The following is a 12,467-nucleotide window of genomic DNA, read 5'->3' on the forward strand; positions in this document are numbered from 1 at the left end:
CGCATCGTCAGAGACGACTTGCAGCGACGACCCGAACTCTGTGCACGATTCTCACCACGTCCGGCATGCTGGCCGGTGCGGCCCTCGCGGGGGCGGCACCGGCCGGCGCCGTGTCGGGCGCCGCCCGGCAGATCGCGTCCGGTGTCGCCTACCGGCAGTTCGACGTCCCGGCGGCCAAGGGCACGGTCCACGCCCATCTGCTGACCGTCGACCTGACCGATCCGCACGTCCACGTGGACCTGCTCTCCCCGGGTGCGGTGGCCGCACGGTCGCCGGTGTCCGCGATGGCGGACGCGGCGGGCGCGGTCGCGGGCGTGAACGGCGACTTCTTCAACATCAACGAGACCCAGCACCCGGGCGTCGAGGCGACCGGCGCGAGCGTGGGTCCGGCGATCGCGCACGGCAAGGTGCTCAAGGCGGCGGTGCCGACGGCCCAGCGGTTCGGCCCGTCGCTGCCGCCGGGTACCGACACCACCGACGTCTTCGGCGTCGGCGTGGACCGCCGGGCCCGGCTCGACCGGCTGACGCTCGTCGGCACGGTCCGCACCCCCGACGCCACCCTGGCGCTGCGGGGCCTCAACCAGTACGCGCTGGCGCAGGGGTCCGTCGGGGCCTACACCGCCGCCTGGGGCCCGGCCTCCCGCAAGCGCGCCACCTGCGGCTCGGACACCGACCGGGCCGCCGGGTGCAGCACGGACACCTACGAGGTGCAGATCCGCGCCGGCAGGGTCGTCGCCGCGTCCGCCACCCCGGGCAGCGGTGCGATCGCCGCGGGTACGACCGTCCTGCTGGGCCGGGAGGCGGGCGCGGACAGGCTGCGCGCCCTCACCAAGGGCGAACGGGTCGCGGTGCGCGAGCGCATGATGGCGTCCGCCTCCTGGATCCGGTACCGCTTCGCGGTCGGCGGCTACCCGGTGCTGCGCGACGGCCAACCGCTGGCCGGGCTGAACGGCACCACCTCGGCCGTGCGCACGGCCGTCGGCTACGCGAACGGCGGGCGCAGGCTTCTGCTGCTGGCGCTGGACGGCGCGGTGGCCTACCGCAGCGGCATGACCATTGCCGAAGTGGCGGACGAGATGCGGCAGTTGGGAGCGGTCGACGCGTTCAGCCTGGACGGCGGCGGCTCCACGACGATGGTGGCCCGCACCGCGGGGGCGAAGACGGTGAGCGTGCTCAACCACCCGACCGACAGCCCGGAGCGCGCGGTGGCGAACGGGGTCGGGGTCTTCTGGAAACCCTGAGCGGACGGCTCAGGGTTTCAGACTGCTGACCAGATCGGCGGTCGCGGTGAGCCCGCTGGTGATGGTCGGCGCCATGCTGGTACTGGCCAGAAAGAACCCGAACAGCATGCAGACCAGGGCGTGCGAGATCTTCAGCGCGCCCTGGCGCATGAAGATCACGGCCAGCAACAGGAGCAGCAGCACCACAGAGATGGAAACGGCCATCGCGAACCTCCTCCGCCACGCCCGTTTCAGGGCGTTCGGCCGCAAGTGTGGCGTAGCGGAGGGTTGGCCCGTGCGGTTGACACGACCCCCGTTCGAGTGGTGTTACGACGCCGCGCGGGCGTCCAGGAAGGTCTCCAGGCCGGCCAGGTCGTCGGTGTTGAAGTAGTCGATACCGGCGGTGAACAGCTCGCCCCACAGCGCGTCACGGGCGGGGCCGGCCAGGTCGGGGGTGTTCCAGAAGCGCACCGTCTGACCGTGCGCGTGCGCCTGGCCGATGATGTCGCGCAGCTTCTGCCGCTCGGCGTCGGGGAACGCGCCCTCGCCGAGCCAGGTGAAGTTGAGCTGCCAGTTGTCGCTGATCAGCGGGACGAAGGAGGCGGGCGCCGAGGTGCCGAGGTCGGTGAGCCGGCCGTCGTAGAAGGCCCGGCGCACGCTCTGTGCCTCCATCGGTGTGCGGGCGGCACGGTCACCGGAGATGACGTTGGTGACCGCACCGGGGACGACCCGGCCGTGGCGGTACGTCGTGAACAGGTGCGGGTAGCGCCGCAGATGCCGGTCGAGCTCCAGGTACGTCGAGGAGCCCTCGGTCTTGATGTCGATCAGCAGTTGCAGCGGCCTGCGCCAACCGCGGTACACGGAGCCGTGGTTGGCCTCGACGATCGCGGCCAGCGGGTCGAGGTAGAGGGATTCGAGGGTGCGGCTCGGGTCGAGGTCGTCCGCGGTGTGACCGATCAGCAACTGGTCGTCGACGAGGAAGATGTCGGCCTCGACACTGCCGAAACGGTGGTCCAGGGCGTCGTGGAGGGGGTGGGTGTGCTCGTAGTCGTTGTGGGCGTGGGCACGCCACAGCGGCCGCCGGCTTCGGTGACCGCCGCCCGCCCACGCTTGCGCGCCGGGCAGCACGACGGCACCGGCGAGGGCGGCACCGAGGGTGGTGAGGGCTCTGCGACGGGTGGTGAGGGCCATGCTCTGCCTCCCTTGTAGGGCCATGAGGGACCGAAGGGAGTATGCGTTCGAACAGAGCCCAATTGATGCATCTGCGCAGGGAGTTGGCTGGACTGCCACCCCCGGTTCATTTCATCGAGACCCCGACACAGGCGCCCCGAAAGGGGCGCGGGGAACTGCGCGACCAGCCCCCACGCACCCGCAGTCGACGACCGAAATTCACGGCGCCTGAAGATCCACCAGTACGCCCAGGGCCTCCCGATGCACCCCCGCCGTACCGAAGGCGATCGAATCAGCCTTGGCCCGCTTCAGATAAAGGTGAATCGGATGTTCCCAGGTCATCCCGATCCCCGCATGCAACTGCAGCGCCTCCTCGGCAGCATGCACGGCAACCGGCGCCGCATAGGCCTGCGCAACGGCCACCAACACCTCGGCATCCTCACCGGAGGCCAGCGCGTCGGCGGCGCCCCGCGCAGCGGCCCGCAGGTTGACGACCTCCAGCCACAGCTGCGCCAGCCGGTGCTTGATCGCCTGGAACCCGCCCACCGGCCGGTTGAACTGCTTGCGCTCCTTGAGATACCGCACGGTCTCGGTCAACGCCCACTCGGCGACGCCGAACTGCTCGGAGGCCAGCAGCCCGGCCCCGGCCCGCAGCGCACGCCGTACCGCGGGCTCCGCGTCGCCCACGCGGCGCCCCGCCGCCCCGTCCAGGGTCACCGTGGCGAGCGGCCGGGTCAGGTCGAAGGACACCTGCGGGGTGACGGTCACGGCGCCCGCCTCGACCGCGTACAGCCCGCCGTCGTCCCCGGGCACCAGCAGCACGTCCGCGGCGACCGCGTCCGCGATCCCGGTCAGCTCACCGTGCAGGCGACCGTCTTCGACGCGTACGGCGGTGAACGCGGCCCCCGGGGCCAGGTGCAGGCCCACAGCCAGTGCCCCGACGGTCCGCCCGGACGCCAGCTTCCCGAGCAGCTCCTGGTCACCGCAGGCCAGCAGCGCTTCGGTCGCCACCACGGCGCTGGTCAGATACGGCACGGGCGCCACCGCCCGCCCCAGCTCCTCCAGGACGACGGCGACTTCGCGGTGCGAGGCACCCTGGCCGCCCAGCTTCTCCGGCACCAGCAGCCCGGCCAGCCCCATGTCCTCGGTGAGGGCCTTCCAGGCGGCCGCGTCGTGCGGGACGTCCGACTCGGTGCGGGCGATGACGCCCGGCGCGTCGCAGTGGTCGGCGAGCAGATCCCGCACCGCGGCCCGCAGCGCCTCTTCCTCCTCCGAGTACAGAAGGTCGGGCTGGGTGCTCTGCGTTGTCATCGGGCGAGGTCCTTCCATGCGACGTCCTTGTCGGTGCGCGGCTCCGAGGGCAGGCCCAGGACGCGCTCGGCGACGATGTTCAGCAGGACCTCGCTGGTCCCGCCCTCGATGCTGTTGCCCTTGGCACGGAGGTAGCGGTAGCCGGCGTCGCGGCCGACGAAGTCCACCAGTTCGGGCCGGCGCATGGTCCAGTCGTCGTACAACAGGCCTTCCTCGCCGCGGAGTTCGATCTCAAGGCCGCTGATCTCCTGGTTGAGGCGGGCGAAGGCGAGCTTCATGCCGGCGCCCTCGGGGCCGGGCTGGCCGGCGACGAGCTGCTGGCGCAGCCGTTCGGCGGTGAGCCGGGCGACCTCGGACTCGACCCACAGCTTCAGCAGCCGCTGGTGCAGGTCGTGGGTGCGCAGTTCGGGGCGTTCGCGCCAGGTCTTCACGACCGGGCCGATCATGCCGCCCTCGCGGGGCAGCCGCATGCCGCCGATGGCGACGCGCTCGTTGTTGAGGGTGGTCTGCGCGACCCGCCAGCCGTCGCCGATCGCGCCGAGGCGGCGGGAGTCGGGGATGCGGACGTCGGTGAGGAAGACCTCGTTGAACTCGGCCTCGCCGGTGACCTGCCGCAGCGGCCGGACGTCCACGCCCGGGTCGGTCATGTCGCAGATGAAGTAGGTGATGCCCGCGTGCTTGGGCACGTTCGGGTCGGTGCGGGCGATGAGGATGGCCCAGCGGGAGTTGTGCGCGCCGGAGGTCCACACCTTCTGCCCGTTGACGACCCAGTCGTCGCCCTCCCGGACGGCCCGGGTGCCCAGCGCGGCCAGGTCGGAGCCGGCGCCCGGCTCGCTGAACAGCTGGCACCAGACCTCCTCCCCGATCCACAGCGGTCGCAGATAGCGCTGCTTCTGCTCCTCCGTGCCGTACTTGAGGATGGTCGGCGCGGCCATGCCGAGCCCGATGCCGTTGCGGCGCGAGTCGTTGTCGGGGGCGCCCGCGGCCTCCAGCGCCGCGTCCACGACGACCTGGAGGGAGCGCGGGGCGCCGAGGCCGCCGAGGCCCTCCGGGTAGTGCACCCAGGCGAGTCCCGCGTCGAAGCGGGCCTTGAGGAAGTCGAGCTTCCCGGTCGTGGCGGGCGGGTGTGCGGCCAGCAACTCGGCTGTGCGGCGCTCCAGTTCGGCAGCGTCGGTCATGCTGCGGCTCCCTTCGGTACGACGGTGACCCGGCCGGTGGTGACGCCGTCGCCGACCCGCTGCACGGCCGCCGCGGCCTCGGACAGCGGGACCCGCTCGCTCACCAGGGGCTTGATGGCGCCCTTGGCGGCCAGCTCGGTGAGCTGCTGGTGGCAGTGCAGGATCAGCTTGGGGTTCTTGGTGGCGTACAGGCCCCAGTGCAGGCCCTGGATGGAGTAGTTCTTCACCAGGGCGTGGTTGAGCGCCGGGCTCGGGATGATGCCGCTGGCGAAGCCGACGACCACGATCCGGCCCTCGAAGGCGACCACCTTGGTGGACTGGGTGTAGGCCTCGCCGCCGACCGGGTCGTAGATCACGTCGGCGCCGCGGCCACCGGTGGCCTCCTTGACGGCGGCGACGACGTCCTCGGTGCGCCGGTCGATGACGACGTCACAGCCCTGTTCCCGGGCCACGGCGGCCTTGTCGGCGCCGCCGACCACGCCGATCACCCTCGCGCCGGCCGCCTTGCCGAGCTGGACGGCCGCGCTGCCGACCCCGCCGGCGGCGGCGTGCACGAGCAGGGTCTCGCCGGCCTGGAGGGCCGCCCGGCGGTGCAGTCCGAACCAGCCCGTCTGGTAGCCGATGTGCAGCGCGGCGGCCTCGGCGTCGTCCAGCGCGTCCGGGGCGGGCAGCAGCGCGGCGGCGTCCGCGACCGCGTACTCGGCGAAGCCGCCGTGCGGCAGCGCGGGGTTGGCGATCACCCGGCGTCCGTCCTCGGTCTCTCCGCAGATCTCCACCCCAGGGGTGAACGGCAGCGGCGGGCGTACCTGGTAGTGCCCCCGGCACATCAGGACATCGGGGAAGTTGATGTTGGCGGCACGCACCCTGAGCAGCACCTGGCCGTCGCCGGGCGTGGGCAGCTCCACCTCCTGGAGCCGCATCACCTCGCTCGGCTCGCCGTTCTCGTGCACTTGCCATGCCTGCATGCGGTGCCTCCACGGGACTGCGTCGACTGCGTCGTCTGACCGGGGTCCACCGCATACTAAGCGGTCGCTTGCCATCCAGGGAACAGCCGCCCGGGGGAACGCCGGATTCGTCACGTCCTCTTCGGCCGCGCCCGCACGTGCATCCGCTCTCCCTGCGGCCCGAACAGGCTGAGGAACTCCACCGGCCCCTCCCCCGTCGACCCGAACCAGTGCGGCACCCGGGTGTCGAACTCGGCCGCCTCCCCCGCCCCCAGCACCACGTCATGGTCACCGAGCACCAGCCGCAGCTTCCCGGACAGCACGTACAGCCACTCGTAGCCCTCATGGGTACGCGGCTCGGGTTCGAGTTTCCGTTTCGGTTCGACCACCTTGAAGGCCTGCAGGCCGCCGGGCTGCCGGGTGAGCGGCAGGAAGGTGCGGCCGTACCGCTCCATCGGCTTGGCCCGCACCCGGGGGTCGCCGGCCGGCGGGGCGCCGACCAGTTCGTCCAGGGGCACCTGGTGGGCCTGGGCGATCGGCAGCAGCAGCTCCAGGCTGGGCTTGCGCAGCCCGGACTCCAGCCGGGAGAGGGTGCTGACCGAGATGCCGGTGGTCTCGGAGAGGGCGGCGAGGGTGACCTCCCGCTCCTTGCGGAGCCGGCGCAGCCGGGGTCCCACGCCTGCGAGGACGTCGTCCGTAGTCATGCCTGCATTGCAGTTTCGGCAAAGACGTTTGTCAATCCGGCAGCGGCGGGGCGACCCTCGGCCGCGGAGGTGGTCACCATGACCGATACGTACGAGGTGGTCGTCGTCGGCGGCGCCGCGGCCGGGCTGTCCGCCGCGCTGGTCCTGGGCAGGACCCGGCGCCGCACCAACCTGGACGCGGCCGTGCGGGTGTAGTCCGGGCGTGTCCGTTGCACCATGGCTGCATGTTGCTGACCCGGCTCGCCGAAGTGTCCCGGGAGGTCGCCGCCACCGCGGCCAGGTCCCGCAAGACGGCGCTGCTCGCCGAGCTCTTCCGGGAGACGGATCCCGACGACGTACCGGTCGTCATCCCCTACCTGGCCGGCCGGCTCCCGCAGGGCAGGCTGGGCGTCGGCTGGAAGGTGCTGAGCCGGCCCGTCGCACCGGCCGCCGCGCCGTCCCTCACCGTCCGCGGGGTCGACGCCCGGCTGACCGAGCTGGGCAAGGTCTCAGGTCCCGGCTCGCAGGCCGAACGCGCCCGGATCGTCGGCGAGTTGATGGGCGCGGCGACCGCGGACGAGCAGCGCTTCCTGCTGGGGCTGATCACCGGGGAGGTGCGGCAGGGCGCCCTCGACGCGGTCGCCGTCGAAGGGCTCGCGCAGGCGACCGGCGCGGACCCGGCCGCCGTCCGCCGGGCGGTGATGCTCGCCGGGTCCCTCCAGACGGTGGCCGAGGCGCTGCTCGCGGACGGCCCGGCGGCCCTGGACCGCTTCCGTCTCACCGTCGGCCGCCCGGTGCTGCCCATGCTGGCGCACACCGCCTCCTCGGTCGCCGAGGCGGTGCAGAAGCTGGGCGGCTGCGCTGTCGAGGAGAAGCTGGACGGCATCCGGGTCCAGGTCCACCGGGACGGCGACACGGTACGGATCTTCACCCGCACGCTGGACGACATCACCGACCGTCTGCCCGAAGTGACCTCGGCGGCAAGGGAGTTGAGAGGTGATCGCTTCATCCTGGACGGCGAGGTGATCTCCTTCGACGCGGACGGCCGGCCCCGCTCCTTCCAGGAGACGGCGGGACGGGTCGGCTCCCGGACGGACGTGGCGAAGGCGGCGCGGGAGGTCCCGGTCTCCCCCGTCTTCTTCGACGTGCTCTCGGTCGACGGCCACAACCTGCTCGACCTTCCGTTCGCCGACCGCCACGCGGAGCTGGCCCGGCTGGTCCCCGAGCCGATGCGGGTGCGCCGGGCACTGGTGTCCGGGCCGGACGACACGACGGCCGCCGAGGAGTTCCTCGCGGCCACCCTCGCCCGCGGCCACGAGGGCGTGGTCGTCAAGGCCCTCGACGCCCCCTACAGCGCCGGCCGCCGGGGCGCCTCCTGGCTGAAGGTCAAGCCCGTCCACACCCTCGACCTGGTGGTCCTGGCCGCCGAATGGGGCCACGGCCGCCGCACCGGCAAGCTCTCCAACCTCCACCTCGGCGCCCGCGACACGGACGGCACCTTCGCCATGCTCGGCAAGACGTTCAAGGGCATGACCGACGCGATGCTGGAGTGGCAGACCGCACGGCTCAAGGAGCTGGAGGTCTCGGACGACGGCTGGGTGGTGACCGTACGCCCCGAACTCGTCGTCGAGATCGCCTACGACGGCCTGCAGCGGTCCACCCGCTACCCGGCCGGCGTCACCCTGCGCTTCGCCCGGGTGGTCCGCTACCGCGAGGACAAGCGGCCGGAGGAGGCCGATACGGTGGAGACCCTGCTGGCCGCGCACCCGGAGGTACGGCGTTGACCGAGCCGAAGCGAAGCGCCGGACTGCTGTTGTTCCGGCATACCGGCGAGGGCCTTGAGGTGTTGCTCGGCCATATGGGCGGGCCGTACTTCGCGAAGAAGGACGCGGGCGCCTGGACCGTCCCCAAGGGCGAGTACGAGCCTGAGGAGCCGGCCTGGGAGGCGGCCCGGCGCGAGTTCCAGGAGGAGCTGGGCCTGCCGCCGCCGGACGGCGAGGCGATCGAGCTGGGCGAGGTCCGGCAGACCAACGGCAAGATCGTGACGGCGTGGGCGATCGAGGCGGACCTGGACCCGGCCGCGATCGAACCCGGCGTCTTCGTGATGGAGTGGCCGCCGCGGTCGGGCCGGATCCAGGAGTTCCCGGAGCTGGACCGGGTGGCCTGGCTGACCCCCGACCGGGCCCGCGAGGTGATCGTCAAGGCCCAGGCCGCGTTTCTGGACCGGCTGGCGGAGCGCTCGGGCTGAACGGAGCCTCCTACGTTGCGGTCGGCCCGGCCGCGCGGGAAGGTCGTAGCAAGCCCGCTCCCAGGGAGGTCAGCCATGCCCATCGCGACGGTCAACCCGGCGAACGGCGAGACGCTCGAAACGTTCGAGGCCATGGACGAGGACGAGCTCGAACGCCGGCTCGAACTCGCCGAGGCGACGTTCCGCACGTACCGCACGAGCACCTTCGCCGAGCGCGCCCGGCTGCTGCACGCCGCCGCCGACCTGCTGGACGCGGACCTGGACGACATCGCGCGCACCATGACCACCGAGATGGGCAAGCCGCTGAAGCAGGCCCGTGCGGAGGCCGCCAAGTGCGCGAGGGCGATGCGCTGGTACGCCGACCACGCGGCGGAGCTGCTGGCCGACGAGGAGCCGGCGGAGACGGACGTGAAGGACTCGGGCGCGTCCCGGGTCCGGGTGCGCTACCGCCCGATCGGGCCGGTGCTCGCGGTGATGCCGTGGAACTTCCCGCTCTGGCAGGTGGTCCGCTTCGCCGCGCCGGCGCTGATGGCGGGCAACGTGGGCCTGCTCAAGCACGCGTCCAACGTCCCGCAGACCGCGCTGTATCTGGAGGAGCTGTTCCACCGGGCGGGCTTCTCCGAGGGCTGCTTCCAGACCCTGCTGATCGGCTCCGGCGCGGTCGACGACGTCCTGCGCGACGAGCGGGTGAAGGCGGCGACGCTCACCGGCAGCGAGCCCGCGGGCCGCGCGGTCGCCGCCACCGCCGGCGAGATGATCAAGAAGACGGTCCTGGAACTGGGCGGCAGCGACCCCTACGTGGTGATGCCCTCGGCGGACATCGACCGGGCGGCGAAGATCGCGGTGACGGCGCGGGTGCAGAACAACGGACAGTCGTGCATCGCCGCGAAGCGGTTCATCGTGCACGCGGACGTCTACGACGCGTTCGCCGAGCGGTTCGTGGCGGGGATGGCGGCGCTGCGGACGGGCGACCCGATGGAGGAGGAGACGGACGTCGGGCCGCTCGCGAGCGAGCAGGGGCGCAAGGACCTGGAGGAGCTGGTCGAGGACGCCAAGCGGTCGGGAGCGCAGGTGCTGTGCGGCGGGCAGCGGCCGGACGGGCCCGGCTGGTACTACCCGCCGACCGTACTCGCCGGGATCCACCGCGACATGCGCATCCACCGCGAGGAGGCGTTCGGGCCGGTGGCCACGCTGTACCGGGCCGGGGACCTGGACGAGGCGATCCTCATCGCCAACGACTCGCCCTTCGGGCTGAGTTCGAACGTGTGGACGCGGGACGAGGCCGAGGTGGACCGGTTCGTACGCGATCTGGAGGCCGGTGGCGTGTTCGTCAACGGCATGACCGCCTCCCACCCGGCGTTCCCCTTCGGCGGGGTGAAGCGTTCCGGGTACGGCCGTGAGCTGTCCGGGCACGGAATCCGGGAGTTCTGCAACATCACCACCGTTTGGCAGGGTGCGTGACGGTTGCACGGCTACGATCCCGGGTGTGAACCGCGAAGTGACCCTGCCTCTGATCGTCGACGACCGCGGTACCTTGCAGGTGGCCGCGGCCGACGTGAGTAAGTTGTTGCGGACGTTGGGGGCACGGTGGCTGCGTCTGGTGGAGGCCGACGAGGGTGGGCTGGACGAGGACACGGTGGCTGCGCTGACCATCGAGCTGGCGAAGCTCGCTGATCGGATCGACGTGGCTTGTATCGCCCACAGCAGTGGGGAGTGACGGTCGTTCGGCGAGTGCGGGCCGGTGGGGGCTTGTCGCGCCCACGCGGCGGCAGCCGCAAATCGATACAGCCCCGCGCCCCTAGGGAGTGTCGCCCAACGTCGACCAGAACATCTCCTCGTAGGCCTGGAGCAAGCGGCCGTACTTGTACACACGCTTCTCGTCCAGGCGGCCTGATTCCAGTCCCGCCTGCACCGCAGCCGTGGCCTGTACGTCCAGCGCCGGGGACGGGGTCGCGAAGAAGTCAGAAGGCGCAGGCCTCGTTCGGGAAGGCGTAGTGCTCGCGCAGGCCCTGTGCGATGGTCGCGCAATACGTGCCCCACGTCGCGAAGTTGGCCGTGATGGCGAGCACGGCGTCCGTCGGGGTTGCGTTGAGGGCGAGCCAGGAGATGTACGCCGGGTACGCCTGGCAGCCCGGTAGGGGCTCGTACGCTTGCATGCGCTCTTCATCCACTTCGCACGCCTCGGTGAACGCGCCCAGCCGCTCTGCCGCCAGTTCCTCGCCCTCGGCCAGCATGGTGAAGAACCCGGCGGCCGCCGGCTCCTCGGAGGCGCGCTGCGCCAGGTGCAGGAACGCGCGTCGGTCGGCGGGGATCACTTGGTGTTGTTCCAGGGCAAGTGCGGCGAGTGTCTCCAGACTCGCCCGGCCGCTGGCGACGAGGGGGACCAATGGTTTGGCGTTCGGGTTCGGGGCTAGCTCTGACCTGGTCGTTTTCAGCATTTCCGCGGCCGTGCCGGGCATCGCGTCCTCCTCGTCCGGATAGCTCTGTGCTGCTCCGACCCTGACACGGGGTCACCGGTTCGGAGTAGTCCGGCGAGAGATCATCGCCCTCACGGGTGATCGTGAGGGAACCACCTCCTGAGGTGAACCACCTCTCTGACCGGTCGGGCCCAAACCCACCGGAAGGCTGAAAGCAGGCACGGTTCATGGCGACTTTGTGCAAACCCTCAGTGTCGGTCCCGGAGTACGTGATCACGATGGAGGAGACGCTGGAACTGGCGCGCTCCCACCACGAGAACCACCCGCAGCTGCCGCTGGCGCTGAGACTGATCGAGAACACGGGCGTTCGCACCCGGCACATCGTGCAGCCGATCGAGGAAACCCTGAAGCACCCCGGCTTCGAGGAGCGCAACAAGCTCTACGAGGTCGAGGCCAAGTCCCGGGTCCCCGCAGTCATCCAGCGGGCACTCGACGACGCCGAACTGCTCACCACCGACATCGACGTGATCATCTACGTCTCGTGCACGGGCTTCATGATGCCCTCGCTCACGGCGTGGCTGATCAACGAGATGGACTTCGGCTCCACGACCCGCCAGATCCCCATCGCGCAGCTCGGCTGCGCGGCCGGCGGAGCGGCGATCAACCGGGCGCACGACTTCTGCTCGGCGTACCCGGACGCCAACGCCCTCATCGTGGCCTGCGAGTTCTGCTCGCTGTGCTACCAGCCGACCGACCTCGGCGTCGGCTCGCTGCTCTCGAACGGCCTCTTCGGTGACGGCATCGCCGCCGCCGTGGTCCGCGGCAAGGGCGGCACGGGCGTCGAACTCGAACGCAACGGCTCGTACCTGATCCCGAAGACCGAGGAGTGGATCATGTACGACGTGCGGGCCACCGGGTTCCACTTCCTGCTGGACAAGCGGGTCCCGGCGACCATGGAGCCGCTGGCGCCGGCTCTCCAGGACCTGGCAGGACTGCACGGCTGGAACGCGTCCGACCTGGACTTCTACATAGTCCACGCGGGCGGGCCGCGCATCCTGGACGACCTGAGCAAGTTCCTCCAGGTCGAACCGCACGCCTTCCGGTTCAGCCGGGCCACGCTCACCGAGTACGGCAACATCGCCAGCGCCGTCGTCCTGGACGCGCTGCGCCGGATGTTCGACGAGGGCGGTGCCGAGCACCAGGCGCGCGGCCTGCTGGCCGGGTTCGGTCCCGGCATCACCGCGGAAATGTCGCTGGGTCGCTGGCGGCGTTCGGACGAAGAGGCGGCTCGATAGA

General features: G+C 71.4%; 13 protein-coding genes. 6 read left to right on the forward strand and 7 right to left on the reverse strand.

Translation table 11 applies throughout. The features are described from left to right. Positions 1 to 65 precede the first annotated feature (65 nt). A complete protein-coding gene (locus SSP29_RS37640; RefSeq protein ID WP_089105409.1) occupies positions 66 to 1,241 on the forward strand; it encodes a phosphodiester glycosidase family protein in 1,176 nt (391 codons plus the stop codon). Between the two features lie 9 nt (positions 1,242 to 1,250). Here SSP29_RS37640 and SSP29_RS37645 read toward each other — a convergent pair whose 3' ends face one another. The 6 genes from SSP29_RS37645 to SSP29_RS37670 all read right to left on the reverse strand — a co-directional run bounded on the left by SSP29_RS37645 (position 1,251) and on the right by SSP29_RS37670 (position 6,527). Continuing rightward, positions 1,251 to 1,445, reverse strand: coding sequence for a hypothetical protein (locus tag SSP29_RS37645; RefSeq protein ID WP_089105410.1), 195 nt, complete (start codon positions 1,443 to 1,445; stop codon positions 1,251 to 1,253). A gap of 102 nt (positions 1,446 to 1,547) precedes the next feature. After that, entirely contained in the window at positions 1,548 to 2,411 is an 864-nt protein-coding gene (locus tag SSP29_RS37650; protein WP_089105411.1) for a phosphatidylinositol-specific phospholipase C/glycerophosphodiester phosphodiesterase family protein, read from the reverse strand. Between the two features lie 198 nt (positions 2,412 to 2,609). Beyond that, positions 2,610 to 3,701: an acyl-CoA dehydrogenase family protein gene (locus SSP29_RS37655; protein ID WP_089105412.1), complete on the reverse strand. Its 1,092-nt coding sequence runs from the start codon at positions 3,699 to 3,701 to the stop codon at positions 2,610 to 2,612. Continuing rightward, positions 3,698 to 4,879: an acyl-CoA dehydrogenase family protein gene (locus tag SSP29_RS37660; RefSeq protein ID WP_089105413.1), complete on the reverse strand. Its 1,182-nt coding sequence runs from the start codon at positions 4,877 to 4,879 to the stop codon at positions 3,698 to 3,700. Before SSP29_RS37660 ends, SSP29_RS37655 begins: the two co-directional genes overlap by 4 nt. Further along, on the reverse strand, positions 4,876 to 5,844 hold the full coding sequence (locus tag SSP29_RS37665; protein WP_089105414.1) for an NADPH:quinone oxidoreductase family protein: 969 nt from the start codon (positions 5,842 to 5,844) through the stop codon (positions 4,876 to 4,878). Before SSP29_RS37665 ends, SSP29_RS37660 begins: the two co-directional genes overlap by 4 nt. 110 nt (positions 5,845 to 5,954) lie before the next feature. Further along, positions 5,955 to 6,527 carry a helix-turn-helix domain-containing protein gene (locus SSP29_RS37670; RefSeq protein ID WP_089105415.1) on the reverse strand — a complete coding sequence of 191 codons (573 nt, stop codon included), beginning with the start codon at positions 6,525 to 6,527 and terminating at the stop codon, positions 5,955 to 5,957. A 224-nt stretch (positions 6,528 to 6,751) separates the two neighbouring features. On the opposite strand from SSP29_RS37670, the gene SSP29_RS37675 reads away from it, so the two are divergent. The 4 genes from SSP29_RS37675 to SSP29_RS37690 all read left to right on the forward strand — a co-directional run bounded on the left by SSP29_RS37675 (position 6,752) and on the right by SSP29_RS37690 (position 10,471). Next, complete coding sequence (locus tag SSP29_RS37675; protein WP_089105416.1) at positions 6,752 to 8,290, forward strand: ATP-dependent DNA ligase; 1,539 nt, start codon at positions 6,752 to 6,754, stop codon at positions 8,288 to 8,290. Then, entirely contained in the window at positions 8,287 to 8,754 is a 468-nt protein-coding gene (locus SSP29_RS37680) for an NUDIX hydrolase (protein ID WP_089105417.1), read from the forward strand. Before SSP29_RS37675 ends, SSP29_RS37680 begins: the two co-directional genes overlap by 4 nt. Before the next feature lie 75 nt (positions 8,755 to 8,829). After that, the gene (locus SSP29_RS37685; RefSeq protein ID WP_089105418.1) at positions 8,830 to 10,215 is read left to right on the forward strand and encodes an NADP-dependent succinic semialdehyde dehydrogenase; all 1,386 of its coding nucleotides are present in this window, start codon (positions 8,830 to 8,832) and stop codon (positions 10,213 to 10,215) included. A gap of 25 nt (positions 10,216 to 10,240) precedes the next feature. Next, the gene (locus tag SSP29_RS37690; RefSeq protein WP_089105419.1) at positions 10,241 to 10,471 is read left to right on the forward strand and encodes a DUF6213 family protein; all 231 of its coding nucleotides are present in this window, start codon (positions 10,241 to 10,243) and stop codon (positions 10,469 to 10,471) included. Between the two features lie 244 nt (positions 10,472 to 10,715). Here the strand turns inward: SSP29_RS37690 and SSP29_RS37695 are convergent, their stop codons facing one another. Further along, positions 10,716 to 11,213: a thiaminase II/PqqC family protein gene (locus SSP29_RS37695; RefSeq protein WP_150135668.1), complete on the reverse strand. Its 498-nt coding sequence runs from the start codon at positions 11,211 to 11,213 to the stop codon at positions 10,716 to 10,718. Positions 11,214 to 11,398: 185 nt separating this feature from the next. On the opposite strand from SSP29_RS37695, the gene SSP29_RS37700 reads away from it, so the two are divergent. After that, complete coding sequence (locus SSP29_RS37700; protein WP_089105420.1) at positions 11,399 to 12,466, forward strand: type III polyketide synthase; 1,068 nt, start codon at positions 11,399 to 11,401, stop codon at positions 12,464 to 12,466. Position 12,467 lies beyond the last annotated feature (1 nt).

This window comes from Streptomyces hyaluromycini (genome assembly GCF_002217755.1).
GTDB classification, from domain to species: domain Bacteria; phylum Actinomycetota; class Actinomycetes; order Streptomycetales; family Streptomycetaceae; genus Streptomyces; species Streptomyces hyaluromycini.